This is a genomic window from Humisphaera borealis (genome assembly GCF_015169395.1).
Lineage (GTDB): Bacteria > Planctomycetota > Phycisphaerae > Tepidisphaerales > Tepidisphaeraceae > Humisphaera > Humisphaera borealis.
Map to the genome: position 1 here is coordinate 1,155,760 of NZ_CP063458.1, position 16,027 is coordinate 1,171,786.

Genomic DNA, 16,027 nt, shown 5'->3' on the forward strand with positions numbered 1-16,027 from the left:
TCGATGAAATGAGTTATATCCGCGCCCGGCGACGAGCGCCCCATTGAGACAATCGAGCTGTTCATTTTCCACCAGTGTCATATGAAAGAAGCCGACAAGTCACTCAACTGCAACTGAATGGACGCGGATCTGGCCGAAACGCTCGAGGCGCTGCACGCCGACTCATTCGGCTGGGCTTTGCATTGCTGTCGCGGCGACCGTTGCCGCGCGGAAGACGTGCTGCAGACCGCCTACCTGAAACTGGCCGAAGCCCGCTGCACGCCGCCGGACGATCGGCGGTCGGCCCTGAAGACCTGGTGGTTTGGTGTGATACGGCTGACGGCGATGGAGGACCATCGCACGGTCCGGTCGCGGCGATCGCTGCTGGAGCGACTGCTGGGTCGCGCGGCATCGCGGCCCGAGGCGGTCGAGATATCGCCGGAGCCGACGCCGCCGATGTCGGCCCAGCGGAACGAGCAGGACGATCTTCTGCGACGGTCGCTCGGGCAGTTGTCGCCGCGCCAGGCAGAAGTGCTTCACCTGACGTTCTACCAGGGCATGACGATCGGCGAAGCGGCGGATGTGATGGGCGTCGGTATCGGTTCCGCCCGGCAGCACTACGAACGCGGCAAATCGCGACTGCGCGAACTGCTGGAGAAGGAGGCCTGCGATGCAAACCACGCCTGATGACGAACTTCGATCCCTCTTTCAGGCCCAGCGGCGTCGCGACCACGAAGTGGTGCCGCCGTGGAAGCCGAGCTCCACCCGACCGGCCGGTCGACTGCGTGACACGTCGGACGGGACCGGCACCGCGTTGGCGTCCTGGTTCCGCTGGGCGTTTGCGGCGACCTGCGTTGCCGGACTGGCGGTCGTCGCGGTCCGATGGTCGGCGCCGCCGCCATCTTCACCCTCTGATCTTGCCTTACGCCTGCCGGTGTTGTTCGACGGCCCGTCACAGCCGTTGTTCGCGGGCGTGCCCACCGAGAATTTATCGGCAAACGACAGGACTCGATCGCTCCTGGCGTTTCAATCTCCCAGTGATCCGTTCCTGACCTCACCCCGTTTTCTGGAGTTACCATGAATTCGATTCCTGCCAATCGTGTGATGACGACGAAGCTTCGGCCGTTCCGCCGGACTGTCCTGGCAGTGCTGGCGCTGGGGGCGGCGGTGGCGGCGACGCCGTCGCGATCGTTGGGGGTGGATATCCTCGCCGCCAGCGGTTTGCCGCAGCCCGAAGCGATGCGCGATGCCCGCGAAAAGCTCGGACTCACGACCGATCAGGAGACGGCGATCGACAAGCTGATGTCCGCCGCCCGCGAGGAAGCCGGCCCGCTCGAAAGGTCGGTCCGGGAACAGCAGGAGGTGTTCGTCAAACTCGTGCGGGACGGGAACGTAAAGCCGGCGGACGCCGAGGCGGCGCTGGCCAAACTCCTGGATGCCGAAGCCGCCGTCAAGCGACTGCAGCTCCGCACGCTCATCGAAGTGCGCAAGGTGCTGACGCCAGATCAGGTTCAGAAACTGCAGCCAATGCAGCCGGGCAAGCCCTCAGAGCCGGGGAATCTGCCGGCGAAGCTGTCGGCGAAGGTCGATCGGTTGCGCAAGGCGATCGATACACTCGGCATTCCGGCGACCCCTGCCCTGCACGAACGGGGTGGCGAGATCGAGGCGCTCCTGAAGGACGGCAAGGTCGACGCCGCCGAAGCCGCGATCGACAAACTCATTGCCGACACCCAGGTCGACAAACTGGACGCAGCCGCCGAGGCCCAGGACTTCAGCAAGTTTGAGCCCGGCAACACCGACATCCCCACGCTGCAGGAACGGTTCGAGGCCGTTACCGAGAAGGCCAAGGACGTGATCTCGCTGCCGCTGCTGCGCGATCTGCTCAAGGCCAAGGACGCGTTCGAAGACGCAAAATCCAACCAGGACGCCACTCGCGTCGGCAGAATCCTGACGTACGCCGAGCAGAAGCTTGGCATGAAGCCGGCGAAATGATCGGCCGTTCGAAATCCCCGAACATTAAATATCGAGCGTTGAATATCGAACGTGCCCGATGACGGGGCGATTTGACTTTCAACGCTCGAAGCTTGATCCCACCGTCACGCGGGCATCGATATGCGACCCATCCTTATTATTGTATTCACGACGTTCACGGCGATTGTTGCTTCCACCGCGACGGCAGGTCTGTCGCAGCAGGACGCCGAGGCGCGACTGCGGATGGCGATGCAGATCGCCCGTGAGCGGAATGACAAGTCGCTCGTTGCCGAAGTAGAAGCGCTGGCCCAGTCGTTCAAGTCCGCCCTTCCAGCCGACTCCGACGGCCGGTTGCGCGATCTGGAGAAGAAGGTGGGCATCGATCCCGGCGGGTGGTCGATGGCCGGACAGCCACTCGCCCGACCGACGCCGGCGATGGCGGAGCAATCCAGGGTCCTCGCCGTGAAGCTTTCGGATGCGATGAAGTCCGACGACCCTGCCCGCGTTCGTGCCGTCACCGCCGACATGCTCGCGGTGCTCGGCGACCAGGCAGGTGTGCCTGATGGCCGGCGGGTTGGTGTGCGTGTCGATCCCAAGCCGATGCCCGAAGCCGATGCCACCCGGCTGTTCCTGGCGGCCATTGCCAGTGAGGGCCGCGCCGTCGAGCAGCTATCCGCGGGCCGGCCGTTGCCCGATCAGATGCTGCGGTTTTACGGATATCTGCTCGACGCGACGACCACCGTCCGCCCCGCCATCGCCCGCCACGCGCCGGACGAATTGCCTCGCCTCGACAAGCTTGCCGGCGGATCGGCGCAGATCCTGCTCGGGCTTCAGCAAGCAGATGGGCATTTTCCCTTCCCCGACCTGCGCGGCCGCAACATCCGCTTCGGCGAGATGATCGACCGTCAGATTGGCGCCGGCACGATCGAGATTCGCGACGGCTGGGTCGTCACCGCCGACCCCGACGGCGGGACGCAGTTCGATACTGGCGTCTGCGGCGTGGCACTGATCGCCGCCGGGCAGTTGCATAAGAACGACGCCTGGACGAAGGCAGGCCTGAGAGCGGCCGACTGGGCGATCGCCCAGCATTGCTGTGGGAACTTCAACTACAACGCCTTCTCAGTGTCGCTGCTCTCGCACGCATACCGCGCCAGCGGCGAGGCGAAGTATCGTGACGCCGCGGTCCGCAAGTTCCGCGTCGGCGTCGCGCCGGGACAGGCCCCCAACGGCCGCTGGCTGGATGCGCACAACGCCCGGACGGTGTATCACGTGATCATACTTCGCGCGCTTGGCGACCTTGCCGCCGCTTTGCCGCCCGACCGAAAAGCCGAACGTGCCGAACTCGACGCCGTCGCCCGACCGGCGATCAAGGCGACCCTCGACGAGTTCGACGCGGCGGGCGTCACCGTCGAAGCGCTCCCCGAGTTGCAGTCCCTGCGCGCAGCCTGGCCCGGCGACGCCCGGCTGAACAAGGCGATCGATCAGATGGCCGCGATGATCGTCGGCAAGTGTACCGATGGCCGGCGCGTGCGCATGGGATCACAGCCCCACCAACTGGCGGGCGTGGTGATCCCTGGCTCGCTGGCGATCACAGTTCCTTGATGCGGATGTTGCGGAACTCCACCTCGGCGCCATGGCCGAGGAAGCCGATGTGCCCCTTGGCGTTCTTCAGCCCGGGGTGCTTCTTGAGGACCTTCTCGTCGGTCACGGTCGCCAGATCGACGTCGGTGATGACCTGGCCGTTGACGGTGACCTTCACCTTCGTGCCCTGCACGTGGATCTCTTCGGTGTTCCACTCGCCGACGGGCTTCTGGCTGCCGCGCTTGGCGGCGAACACGTCGTAGACGCTGCCGTGGTACTGCTCGGGTCGCAGCTTGGTGTACGCCGAGCCGCTGTCGTCCAGCACCTGGATTTCCATGCCCTGGTACGCAGAGTCGCCGGTCAGCGGGGCGCGGATGCCGATGCCGTTGTTCGCGTTGGCGGTGAGCTTGAACTCAAAGCGGAACGAGAAGTCGCCGTACTCCTTGGCGGTGTACAGGTTGCCGCCGTCGGACTTGGTTGAGTAGAGAATCCCGCCTTCCCTGATCTGGTATCCCTTGCCGGCTTTGTTCTCGCCTTCCTTGCCGTCTTTCCCCTTGGTGATGCCATACCGCCAGCCGGTGAAGTCTTTGCCGTTGAAGAGCTGGGTGTAGCCCCCTTCGACATCCGACCCCTGGGCATTGGCGATCCCGCCGATCTGGTCGCGGACAGCCTGGTTCTGGGCCAGAAGCGAACTACCCGCGACGCCGAGACCGGCGACAACGGCGACAGAGGCGATAAGACGGTGAATGCGCGGCATGGGAAATCTCCTTGATTGGTCCGGATTGTGCATGACTATAACGTTCACTTGTCACTTGTCACTTGTCACTTGTCACTTGTCACTTGTCACTTGTCACTTGTCACTTGCGGCGCAATCAGGCGTAGACCAGTGACAAGTGACTCTCTCAACCAAACGCTTTGGCGACCGCTTCCTTCATCTTCGCGATGCCGGCCTCGGCGACCTTCGGCGGTGCCTGTTTCCAGTAGTCGCGGTTGAACAGTTCCAGCGACAGATACCCGCGAAAACCGGTGTCACGCAGCGTCGTCAGGATCTGCTTGATCGGCGCGACGCCGTCGCCGGGGAAAATCCGGTGGGCATCGGTGATCGTCTCGCGCGGCGGATCGGCCGGGTAGTCGTTGAAGTGAATGCAGCTCATCGTCGCGCCGTTGATCAGGCGCAGGCCCGCGGCGTCGGAGCCGCCTTTGTACAGGTGGTAGACGTCGGCCAGCACGCAAGCCTTGGGATGACCGGAGGCGATCGCGACCATCATTGCGTCGGCCAGGCGGGTGAGGGTTTTAGAGAAGCCCCAGACCTCCACTTCCGGAATGACGCCGGCCTGGTCGCCGATATTGCAGACCTCTCGATAGCGGGCACCGGCGGCGAGCAGGTCGATCGCAGGGTCTTCCGGCTTGGTCGCGCCGACCGCCGGGGCGGCGATGTGCGTTCCGCCGATCGCCGCGACCTTGTCCATGTCGCGCTTCATCTGTTCCAGGCCCTTGGCTCGCTCGGCGTCGTCATTCACGATCCACTTGGCAAACCCGATCGCACTCGGCACGGCGATACCGTTGTCGGCCAGCTTCTTGCCCAGGTCTTTCAGCGAGCCGCCTTTCTTTTCGAACTCTTCCAGTTCGCTGATCCACGGCTCGATGCCGTTGAATCCCGCGCGGGCCGCGATGTCGACGACGGCATCAATGCCGAGCTTGGCGCCGCGCACGGTGCTGGTGTTCAGGCAATAGCCGAAGGGGGCGTTGGCCGGGCGGGCGGCAGGAGCGGGAGATTGCGCCAGCGTCCCAGAGCCCGCGGCCAGCATTGCCGCCGATGCGGCCGTGGTGGCCATGAACGATCTCCGCGACAGCGACGTACCTGTATGAGAAGCGACAACCTGTTGAGACTGCGTTGGATTCACCTTCTTGCCTCCGATGACCGCGTGCCCAATGAATACCCCCGGCGACGGGGAACGTTTGTACCATGAGACACTTACCAGACTACCGACTGGCGTCGATTATGACGGACAGTTTGAGGCAGACTCTAATGCCGTGACCCGGCATACCCCACGCATACCTGCGAGGCGCCCGTGCGTTCTTCCCGCGACTTGCAGGCTTTTGTGACGCTCGCAGGCGTCGTGAATCGTCTGACTGTTTGAAAATCGGAGGCGGAACTCTTCTAATTGTGGTTTGCGAGCCGACGGGCTCATTCGCGGCACTTTCAGTTGAGGCTGCCGCTGTCGAGACGGAGTTGCAGATGCCGCCGATCCCCAACGACGGGATGAAATTGCACCAGGAAGCGAACGCCCCCAAACCCGAGCGGGAAGGGATTCCCGAAGGTCTCTGGCTCCGCTGCCCGGAGTGTGGCGACATGCTCTTCCGCAAAGTGGTGGAGGAAGCGCTGAACGTCTGCCCGGGCTGTCAGTACCACTTCCGCATCTCGGCGAGCGTCCGCGTCGAACAGCTCTGCGACCCGGGCACGTTCGAAGCGCGGTACACGAATGTTCAGCCGGTCGATCCGATCGGCTTCACCGACAAGAAAACCTATGCCGACCGCCTGAAGGACGAGCAGCGCAAAACCGGCAACAGCGACGCCGTCATTTGCGGCCGCGGCTTCATCAAGGGCCGGCCGATCATGCTCGCGGTCATGGACCCCACGTTCATGATGGGCTCGATGGGCAGCGTCGTCGGCGAGAAGATCACCCGCACGATCGAAGACGCGATCGCCGAGAAACTGCCGGTGCTTGTGGTCTCGTGTTCCGGCGGAGCGCGCATGCAGGAAAGCACGCTGTCGCTCATGCAGATGGCCAAGACGTCCGCCGCCCTGGCGAGGCTCGACGACGCCAAGCTGCCGTTCATCTCGCTCTTGGCCGACCCCACGACCGGCGGTGTGACGGCCAGCTTCGCGATGCTCGGCGATTTCATCATCGCCGAGCCCAAAGCGCTCATCGGCTTCGCCGGCCCGCGGACCATCTGGAACACGATCAAGGTCGAACTGCCCGAAGGTTTTCAGCGGAGCGAATTCCTGAAAGAGCACGGCTTCGTGGACTTCGTCGTTCACCGCAAAGATTTGCGATCAGAGATCGCCCGTCTGGTGGATTACACAGGCACGAGCGACGAGCAGTAGGAGTAGGAAGGGCTGAGTGCTAAGTGCTGAGGTCGCGCAGACCGTCGCAAGTGACCAGTGACAAGCAACAAGTGACAAGTCCTCAGTGACTACCCCGTTCAGGCCCTATAACCTTCGACGCTTCAGCGTGTATAGGTAAGTGACCGAGAATAAGTCGGGCGAACCGCCGGGTTCGCATCGCGTCGGATCATGAGGATCTGAGTTCGAAAAGCGGGTCGCGTGCGGCATCACGCGAAAGGACGGCGACGAGGATGTTCTTCTGGAAGAAAGCCGAGAAGTGGCATGAAGTCCGCTGGTTCAACGGCCAGCGTGACATCTATCTCGCCATGCAGTTCGCCGACGACAACAGCGGCGAAGACCGTCCGACCGTTCAGCGGCTCCCCAGCAAAGACCCCGCCGCCAACGCCGCCCAGCAGCCGATCGACGAATCGGCGATGCTTGCCGAGATCGAGCGAGCACTCAAAGAATACAACCGGATGAACCTGTGCCAGCTCAGGCTGGCGGGCGTGAAGTACCGCGTTAAAGGCGGTGCCAACGTTGCCGACCACGGCGCGGCGGCGAAGAAGCTGCTGAACCTTCTGTGATTTGTCTTTGTAGGTGGGCTTCAGCCCACCAAGCCCCTCTCTGCCACCTGGTGTGTTCGATTTGCGCGAGCGGGTTCGTTGAGCGCTCCCCCTGCCGGCCCCCGTCGATCTCAACTCTAAACGCCGCTGAAGACTGTGCACCTGCCGTGCGACCGCAAATCAGGCGACGCAACTGCGCAAGGCACACACACCGTCATCGAATGCGATGCGGTGGGCTGAAGCCCACCCTACGGTTCACGCATCAACCCATCTTGATCAACCCATCGCTATCACCAAACCGGTCGGCCTTCCCGCCGGCCATGGTGAGCATGCTGAGGTACAGGTTGCACAGCGGCGTGTTCTTGGGGAACGCGATATGACGGCCGGTTTTCACCTGGCCGCCGGCCCCGCCGGCCCAGACGATGGGCAGATTCTCGTGGTTGTGCCGGTTGCCGTCGCCGATGCCGCTGCCACACATCAGCATCGTGTTGTCCAGCATCGTGCCGTCGCCTTCCTTCACGCTCTTGAGCTTCTGCACGAAGTACGCGAACTGCTGCATGTGGAACATGTCGATCTTCTGGATCGAATCGATCTTCGCCGGGTTGCCGCTGTGATGGCTCAGGCTGTGGTGCCCTTCGGTGATACCCAGATCGGGGAAGTTCCGGTTGCTGCCGTCACGGGCGACCATGACGGTTGCGATACGCGTCAGGTCCATCTGGAACGCGAGCACCAGCAGGTCAACCATCAGCCGCATGTGCTCCTGCGTCGTGCCGGGGATGCCCGCCGGGCGATCCATGGTCGGCTTGGCGACGGGGGCGACATCCTTGGCCTTGGCGAAGTCGATCCGCTTCTCAATCTCGCGGATGCTGGTCGTGAACTCGTCGAGCTTCATCCGGTCGCCGGAGCCCAGCTTCGACTGAAGCCGCTTGGCGTCCTCGGCGACGTAGTCGAGCACGCTCTTGCGCTGGCGGACGATCTTGGAGTTGTCGGCGGCGGTCGCCTGCGGGCCGTTGGCACCGAACAGCCGATCGAACAGCGAACGGGGATCGATCTCCTTCGGCATCGGCGACGTTTCCGACCGCCAGGAGATGTTGCTGACGTAGGCGCACGAGTAACCCGAATCGCATTCGCCGGCGATCTGCCCTTTATCGAGGCCAAGTTCGAGAGACGGCAGCTTGGTTTTGCTGCCGATCTGCCCGGCGGCGACTTGGTCGATCGACACGCCCAGGCGGATGTCACGGCCGGAGGTCTTGTTGGGGTGAGCGCCGGTCAGGAACGCCGCGGCCGACCGGGCGTGGTCGCCGGGGCCGTCGCCCTTAGCGCGGGCGTTGTCGAGCGTCAGGCCTGAAAGCACGTTGATGTCGGCTTTGACCTTTTCAAGTGGGCTCAGCAGCTTGGACAGCGTGTAGTTCGAACCTTCGCCTTTGGGGAGCCATTCGGGGTAGTTCACGCCGTTGGGGGTGAACATGAACGCCGACCGAACCGGCGCCCCGGCGACATTCGGCCGGCCGGTGGCGGCGGCCTGCAGGATGCCGTTGCCGGGGAGCATCGCGTCGAGCATGGGCAGTGCCACCGCCGTGCCAAGGCCACGGAGCAGGGTACGGCGGGAGAGACTTGGCTTGCTCGACATGAAGGCTCCTGTACGGCGGAAGTAAGCGAACGACGGGCCCGACCTCATGCCGAACCCGACACCTCATCATAGCAGACGACAATCTACTTGTTGCACGCGGATCGATAGGCATTCCATATGCATCGCATAGATCAAAGAGACGTCGATCTACCCTTTGAATGTTCGGACCGATGAAAGTCTTACGCACTGCAATTCGTGAGAAATAGCAATGGATCGACATCTAGTCCGCCTTGGTGCTACCACCCGTTGTGATCTGCCCCGACCGAACCACTAACTTTTGCCTTGTGAACGGCATCCCTGTAACCTAGCGTGGACCATGCGTTGCCCGTTCTGCGCTGCAGAAAAAGAAAGCCTCCAGGTCATCGACTCCCGCACGTGTGACAACGGCAAGTCGATCCGTCGTCGCCGTAAGTGCGTCAACTGCGGCAAGCGGTTCACCACGTACGAGCGGGTCGAGCAGACCACCCGCATGATGGTCATCAAAAAAGACGGCAGGCGGGTGCCGTGGGACAAAGATAAGATCATGGCCGGGCTGGAGCGGGCCTGCTTCAAGCGGCCGGTTCCTGAAGAGGAATTGCACCGGATCGCCGATGAGGTGGAGGAAGAGGTGCGCGGTGCTTATGACCGCGAGGTTCCCTCGACGGAGATCGGCCAACTGGTGATCGACAAGCTCCGCCGGCTGGATCAGGTCGCTTACGTGCGATTTGCCAGTGTGTACCGGGAGTTTAAGACACTGGAAGACCTCGTCGCCGAGGCCAAGGCGGTCATCGACGCCCGGCACTACGACGACGTCCCCGGGCAGGGGAAACTGTTCGTCGAGCCCCCCGCCGCCAAACCGTCGAACGGCCACCCCGCCGCCGACGTACCGGAAGGTAAGCCGGTGCGCAAACCGCGCAAGCCCAGAACCCCGGCGATCTCGGCAGCGCCCGTGGTGTTGCCGGTTGTCGATTAGTGCCTGTACGCATGGGTAGCATGGGCGAGCGTACCCGCTTGCCCGTGTTGCCAGACCGTCAGCGTTCGCCACGGGCAAGCGAGTACGCTTGCCCATGCCACCCGAATCTGGTGCTCCATCGAGCGATGTCGAATCCTGCCCGATACCGTGAAGTCTGATTGATGAAGTTCCGCGACGATGTGAAGTTTTGGGGATGTGTAGTCCGGAGGGTCCCACCCATGATGTGTCTGCCAACGCCCGCGCTGTCGATTCGTCGCCGATCCGCCGTGCGATCCTTCCGGATCGCCCTGACCGCCGCGACGCTTTCCGTCGCGGGCATCCTGACGACCGGCTGCACCAACCAGACCGAAGCGCCCAAGCCCAAGGAGCGGTTCACCAAGCTCCCCGACGCGGTCAACCTTCCCGATTTCATGGAAGGGACGATCTATGAGAAAACCGAGCTGATCAATACCCAGCCGTACAACGTCTCGAGTTACGGCCTGGTCGGCCAGCTCCGGGGTACCGGCGACAGCACCGCGTCGAACGTGGTCCGGCAGTACATGGTCAAGGAAATCGCTCGCCGCGGGTTTGGCGATGCACTCCTTCCCGGGTTCGAGAAGATCACACCGGGCGACGTTCTGAGTAACCCCAATTACGCGATCGTCCGGGTTGATGCGTTCATCCCGCCTGGCGCACGCCGCGACGATTTCATCGACGCCCAGGTCACCTGCCTGGCCGGCAACAAGACCACGAGCCTCGGCAACGGCACGCTGTTCGAAACCGATCTCAAGGAAGGCGGCGCCGACGTCGACAACCCGTCGGGCGCGGTGAACACCTTTGTCCGCGTGAAGGGGCCGGTCGTCGTCAACACGGCTTACGCATTGCAGAACCCCGGCGACCTGTCGCCGCAGGCCCGGGCGAGCCTTCGCCAGGGCACGATCATGTTCAATGCGCGGGTGATCAAGGACCGCCCGCTGATGCTCCAGCTGCGGCAGCCGCAATCGACGATGTCGCGGAGCATCGAAGCGCTGGTGGACTACCGCTTCCAGAATGACGAGGTCGCCAAGGCGCAGAACGAAGGTATTGTCGACCTCTACGTTCCCCACAGCTTCCGCGGCGACTGGGCGCACTTCGCGGAAGTTGTCCGCCATATGTATGTGCGGAACGACGCCGACTTCAACATTCGCAAATCGCGCCAGCTCGCCGAGGCAGCGACGCTCCCTGGCGCGCGGCTCGAGGACATCAGTTACTGCTTTGAAGGCATCGGTTCGCACGCACTGCCGGCGCTTCGTCCGCTGCTGAACCACCCCGACCAGGCGGTCGCGTATTACGCGGCCCGGGCGGCGGCGTTCATCCGGGATGACACCGGCGCCGCCGAGCAACGACTCATTCAAATGGCCCGTGCCAGCGGGCATCCGTTCCAGATCACCGCCATCCGCACGCTGGGCGCGCTGCCCAAGAGCCATTCGCTCAACTCGATGCTGCGCGAACTGCTGGTCAGCCCGGAGGCGCAGGTTCGGATCGAGGCCTACCTGATCCTGGCTCGCAATAACGACTCGGCGATCATGAGCACGCCGGTCGCGCCCCTCAGGACGCCCAACAACCAGAAGTTCCTGCTCGACCGCGTTCCCTGCGACGCCCCCCCGCTGATCTACGTCACCCGAACCGGCAAGCCGCGGATCGCGCTGATGGGCCGAATCCCCGACCTGGACCTGCCGGTGCCTTTCACGACGATGGACAACCGGCTCACCCTGGCGACGCGGCAGCGCGGGCGGGTGACGATCTTCTTCCGGGACCCGATGCGGCCCGCTCCTGTGGCGGTCGAAAGTCAGCAGGACCTGGACATGGTGATCGCGCGGCTCGGCGGCATGGGCGCTGAAGACGAGACCCTCAACTTCAGCTACAGCGAGGTCGCCGCCATCCTGCAGACCCTCGCCGACACCTCACGACTGACCGCCCGCAAGAGCAACGGGGAACTGATTCGCACGGCATTCCTGATGCAGGAACCGCAGCGGGTGCGTGACGATCTGCAGAACGCCGGCCTGATCGCCAGCGGCGGTCTGCCCGGCGAAACCCCGCAGTTTGGCCCGCCGGCCGAGGTGGGTCCCGGCGTTTCCGTCCCGGGCACAGATCCGAACAAGGGTGGCGGTACGACCAGTCCGGGCGGTTCGACTGGCACGGTTGGCTCGACCGGCACGGGCAGCAATGGCACGTCCGGCACCAATGCCGGCTCGTCGACCGGCGTAAAACCCGTCGGCCCGCCGCAACCCCTGACGACCGGCGGCACGCCACAGGTCGGCGCCCGCGATCCCGGCCCCCAGCCCGTACCCGCCCCACAGCAACCGGCCGCCCCGGCCGCGGGTCAGTCGAACGCGCCGAAGTTTTAGCGTCTGTCACACCGGCGTTCTTTGATTGGGTGGCATGGGTAACGGTACGCCGTTACCCGTGGCGACCGGCGGCCGGCGTTCGCCTGGCGCAAACGGTTGCACATGCCCGCAACGGTTATCTTGGACCGGTCTTTTGAGTTGGTGAAGTAGCCTTGTTGTGGTGCGGGCTTCAGCCTGCACCCGAATGTGCAGGCTGAAGCCCGCACCACAAGTGCGCCAACCCGCTACACCGTCGTGAGAACGGCTGTAAACGCAGGCACCACCGCATCCGTTCATCTGTCTCTTTCGCTGACATCCGCACGAAGCGGAATCTCCTTGAACTCAGGCGGCCAATCCGTACAATATGCTAACATTGTATTTCGGGATGCGCGGTCGTCAAGCTGATTTTTGACGACCGGTACGCGTGGCGCATCTCGGGTTCGTTCGGCGGCGATAAAGGTCACCCGACGCTTCGCGCCACGGCGCCGGCTCAAGTGATCCGCACGTTCTGGCGGCCCCGTCAGTGACACGGGCTTCCAGCCCGTGCGGGCGACGTCGGAGTCGAACGATACGCCTCGCGACCGTTTTTAGTGTCTAGTGCAACGAAATAACTAACAATCAGAAGGTCATAGAAGGGAGAAGAGATGCGTTTGAAACGGCCGCTTCAAGCATGAGGCATCACACAAGCCCAGCAAACCCATCTTACGGAAGGGACCCTCGGACGATGCGATTCTCGGGTTCGTTCGGCCAACAAGCCGCGGGCGCAGCGTACCCGCGGAGCCCCCGGTTCGATGACGTGTTCCTAGGGTCTGATGACGGGTTCTCGGGTTCGTTCGGCGCCCAACGTTTCTGGCGCGACGAGCGATTCTCGGGTTCGTTTGGCAATGCGTGGGAGAGCGTGTCCGCCACAACCCCCACCCTAACCCTCCCCCGGAGTACCGGAGGAGGGGACCGTAGCGCGACCGTTGCCGAGGAGCGTTCTCGGGTTCGTTTGGCAGTGTGCATCGCGCGCATCCGACACGATGTCGAGCGATCGGAACGCGATCGGACAGATATGAAAAGACCCGCGCCGCGGGTTGCGGCACGGGTCTTTCGAGACTCCGTCGATCGTTCAGACCGGTCGTCGGCTCGACCTACTTCTGGAAGACCTCATGCTTCGGATCACCGCGGGCAATCAGATACGCGAGCAGGTCGAAGATTTCTTCTTCCTTGAGGTAATCCACCAGCCCTTCGGGCATCAGCGACACCTTGGAGGTTTCCATGGACTTGACGTTGTTGCGGTCGACGGCGGTCTGCTGGTTGGGGTCGAACAGGTCGGTGTTGACCATCACGCGGTCGCCGTTCAGGTTCACGATCCGCCCGATGACCTGGTCGCCGTCGAGGGTCTTGACGACCGTCGGGGCGAACTGGTCGGACACTTCCTTGCTGGGCTCGATGATCGAAACCAGGATGTCGCGCGGGCCGAAGCGGGAGGCGAGGGACGTCAGGTCGGGGCCGACCATGCCGCCTTCATTTCCGAACCGGTGGCAGGCGAAGCACGCGACCGTGCCGAACATCTTGCGGCCCTGCTCGAAGTTGCGGCCCTTCATCGACTGCTCGGCCTTGCTGGCCAGATCTTCGACCTTCCACTCCTTGACCTTCGTCCGGCCCTGCAGCCCGGCCGACAGTGCCGCCAGCGGCGACATCACTTCCGGCTTCTTCTCCAGGATATCCTTGAGCTGCGTCTTCTCGGCGTCGCTCAGGCTGGCGATGGCGTCGGTGCGGATCATCTGGATGAACGCGACGAAGCTCGCCCCGCCGCGGTAGTTGGCCGCCCGCAGCAGCCACTCGAACTGCTTGGTGCGAAGCTCAGGCGTCCAGCCGGCCTTGAGCATGCGGAGCGATCGGGCGTACTCAATCTGCTCTTCCTGCGTGGCGGCGGTCGCCAGCAGCGGAACGGCCTTGGCGGCCAGGCTCGGGTCCTGGAGGTACGACAGCGCCATGCACAAGTCGTAACTGACGGGGATCGTCTTGGCCGGGAAGTGCGGCGTAAGCTGCGCGATCGCGGCCAGCCGTTGCTCTTCCGTTGGCTTGCCCATGCGGACGAAACAGACGGCGTAGGTGCGGAGCATCGCCAGCTTCTGCCACTCGGGGAGCTTGGCGAAGTCGATCTTCTTCAGCGCCGACAGGATCTCGGCCTGAAGCGCCTTGTCTTCGGGGGCGTCGGTCGGCTTGCGGTGGAAGGGATCGACGCTCGTGGCCCGGACCAACGCCAGCAGTGCCGGGATCTGTCGCTCGGGCTTCTGCTCGGCCAGTGCCTGCTTCTGCCACTGCTTGACCGGCAGGTGTTCCAGCACGGTGCGGGCGGCCGAGCGGATGGCACGGTCGTCGCTGCCGAGATGATTCCAGGCACCTTCCATCGCGCCGATCTGCTCGACCTCGGTCAGCTTCTTGCCGTGGAAGCTCTCAAGCTTGTGCCGCAGTTCGCGGGCGGCGACCTGTTCCGGCGTGCCGGGGTTATGGACGGCGGGCGCCGTGGACTCCGTGCCGGTGTAGGTCACGCGGTAAAGGCCCGACTGGGTCTTGCGGCCGCCGATTGCGAAGTAGAGCGCCCCGTCTTCCTTGCGGACGACGCTGTCGGTCAGTGGCAATGGCGAGCCGCTGAGGAACTCTTCCTTCGTCGCGGTGTAGCTGCTGCCGTCGGGCTGCATGTGGATCGCGTACATCTTGCCCCAGCTCCAGTCGTTGATGAACAACGCGTCCTGGTACTTGGCGGGGAACTTTGCGTCGTAACCGAACGTGACACCCGTCGGCGAACCTGGCCCGATGTTGATCACCGCGCCGAAGCTGTCTTCGTACCACTCTGGCCATTTACCGGCGCCGTTGCGCCAGCCGAACTCGGCGCCGCTGATGACGTGGTTGACGCGCGTCGGGCGGTACCAGGAGGTGTTGAAGTCGTACTCCATGTCGGCGTCGTAGGTGAACAGCTCGCCGTCCTTGTTGAACGCCGCGTCGTACTGGTTGCGGAAGCCAGTCGCGACAAGCTCCCAGGTTTTGCCATCAGGGGACATGCTGTAGATGTTGCCGCCGGGGGCGAGCTTGTCGCGCATGAAGCCGCGGCCGTCGGGCATGCGCGGCAGCAGGTGATCTTCTCCCCAGAGCATGGGCACGCGGCTGGAGTCGACCTTGGTCAGTTCGGACTTGTTACCGACGACGATGTAGATCGACTTGCCGTCGGGTGCGAGCACCGCGGCGTGGGGCGAGTGGTCGCCGCCGCCGGGGATGTTGCGAAGGAACTCGGCCTTGTCGAGGGTGTCGTCGCCGTTGGTATCGGTGACGCGATAGACGCCGCTCTTGCTCTGGTCGGTGTAGTTATTGACGACGACATAGAGGGCGTCGAACGCCCAGACCAGGCCGTTGGCCGCGCCGACCTGCGCCGGGATGGGCTCGATCTTCATGCCTTCGGTGGTACCCAGGGCCGGCGGTGTGACGCGATAGAGGGCGCCGTACTGGTCGCAGACGATCAGGCGGCCCTTGTGATCGGTGCACATCGCGACCCACGAGCCCTGCGTCTCGGCAGGCACGGTGTAGAGCAACTCGACCTTGAAGCCGGGCAGGGCGCGGATCTTGTCGGCCGGTGTGGCTTCGGCGGCGTTGTTGGTCTTGGGTTTGGGAGCCTCGGGAGCCTTCTTGGGGTTCGCCCTGGGCGCGGGCTTGGAGCCCGCCGGCTTGGGCTGCTGCTGGGCAAAGATCGCACCGCCCGCCAGCGCGACGGTGGAGGTTAGCACGAGAAGGGTTTTACGAATGGGTGTCATGGAGATCGGCCTCGTAAGTTTGATGGTCTGTAAGTGGCGGAGATCGCCCGCTGGAGGAATCCTGGACAGTGATCGATGCAACGCCGCTCGCGATACATCGCGC

The 16,027-nt window shown here is 63.7% G+C and carries 12 protein-coding genes; 8 read left to right on the top strand and 4 right to left on the bottom strand.

Annotated features, from left to right (window positions below; genetic code table 11):
• Positions 1-117 precede the first annotated feature (117 nt).
• The 4 genes from IPV69_RS04340 (at position 118) to IPV69_RS04355 (ending at position 3,552) form a co-directional block, all read left to right on the top strand.
• Entirely contained in the window at positions 118-666 is a 549-nt protein-coding gene (locus IPV69_RS04340) for an RNA polymerase sigma factor (RefSeq protein WP_206293691.1), read from the top strand.
• The gene (locus IPV69_RS04345) at positions 650-1,060 is read left to right on the top strand and encodes a hypothetical protein (protein WP_206293692.1); all 411 of its coding nucleotides are present in this window, start codon (positions 650-652) and stop codon (positions 1,058-1,060) included. The genes IPV69_RS04340 and IPV69_RS04345 overlap by 17 nt, the downstream gene beginning before the upstream one ends.
• Positions 1,057-1,971, top strand: coding sequence for a Spy/CpxP family protein refolding chaperone (locus IPV69_RS04350; RefSeq protein WP_206293693.1), 915 nt, complete (start codon positions 1,057-1,059; stop codon positions 1,969-1,971). Before IPV69_RS04345 ends, IPV69_RS04350 begins: the two co-directional genes overlap by 4 nt.
• 120 nt (positions 1,972-2,091) lie before the next feature.
• The gene (locus IPV69_RS04355) at positions 2,092-3,552 is read left to right on the top strand and encodes a hypothetical protein (protein WP_206293694.1); all 1,461 of its coding nucleotides are present in this window, start codon (positions 2,092-2,094) and stop codon (positions 3,550-3,552) included.
• Here IPV69_RS04355 and IPV69_RS04360 read toward each other — a convergent pair.
• Together IPV69_RS04360 and IPV69_RS04365 are read right to left on the bottom strand one after the other, a co-directional pair.
• The gene (locus tag IPV69_RS04360) at positions 3,539-4,288 is read right to left on the bottom strand and encodes a 3-keto-disaccharide hydrolase (protein WP_206293695.1); all 750 of its coding nucleotides are present in this window, start codon (positions 4,286-4,288) and stop codon (positions 3,539-3,541) included. The two genes, IPV69_RS04355 and IPV69_RS04360, sit on opposite strands and share 14 nt — an antisense overlap.
• A gap of 145 nt (positions 4,289-4,433) precedes the next feature.
• Positions 4,434-5,366 (bottom strand): sugar phosphate isomerase/epimerase family protein, encoded by a 933-nt coding sequence (locus tag IPV69_RS04365; RefSeq protein WP_206295636.1) that lies wholly within the window; start codon positions 5,364-5,366, stop codon positions 4,434-4,436.
• Between the two features lie 404 nt (positions 5,367-5,770).
• Between IPV69_RS04365 and accD the strand changes: the two genes are divergently transcribed.
• Together accD and IPV69_RS04375 are read left to right on the top strand one after the other, a co-directional pair.
• Positions 5,771-6,640, top strand: coding sequence for an acetyl-CoA carboxylase, carboxyltransferase subunit beta (gene accD / locus IPV69_RS04370; RefSeq protein WP_206293696.1), 870 nt, complete (start codon positions 5,771-5,773; stop codon positions 6,638-6,640).
• Positions 6,641-6,891: 251 nt separating this feature from the next.
• Positions 6,892-7,224 (top strand): hypothetical protein, encoded by a 333-nt coding sequence (locus tag IPV69_RS04375; protein ID WP_206293697.1) that lies wholly within the window; start codon positions 6,892-6,894, stop codon positions 7,222-7,224.
• 241 nt (positions 7,225-7,465) lie between these two features.
• Here IPV69_RS04375 and IPV69_RS04380 read toward each other — a convergent pair whose 3' ends face one another.
• On the bottom strand, positions 7,466-8,833 hold the full coding sequence (locus tag IPV69_RS04380) for a DUF1552 domain-containing protein (RefSeq protein ID WP_206293698.1): 1,368 nt from the start codon (positions 8,831-8,833) through the stop codon (positions 7,466-7,468).
• Positions 8,834-9,149: 316 nt separating this feature from the next.
• Between IPV69_RS04380 and nrdR the strand changes: the two genes are divergently transcribed.
• Together nrdR and IPV69_RS04390 are read left to right on the top strand one after the other, a co-directional pair.
• A complete protein-coding gene (gene nrdR, locus IPV69_RS04385; protein WP_206293699.1) occupies positions 9,150-9,785 on the top strand; it encodes a transcriptional regulator NrdR in 636 nt (211 codons plus the stop codon).
• Positions 9,786-10,003: 218 nt separating this feature from the next.
• Complete coding sequence (locus IPV69_RS04390; RefSeq protein WP_206293700.1) at positions 10,004-12,151, top strand: flagellar basal body P-ring protein FlgI; 2,148 nt, start codon at positions 10,004-10,006, stop codon at positions 12,149-12,151.
• Positions 12,152-13,263: 1,112 nt separating this feature from the next.
• Here the strand turns inward: IPV69_RS04390 and IPV69_RS04395 are convergent.
• Positions 13,264-15,924, bottom strand: a complete 2,661-nt coding sequence (locus tag IPV69_RS04395; protein WP_206293701.1) for a c-type cytochrome — start codon at positions 15,922-15,924, stop codon at positions 13,264-13,266.
• Positions 15,925-16,027: the final 103 nt, after the last annotated feature.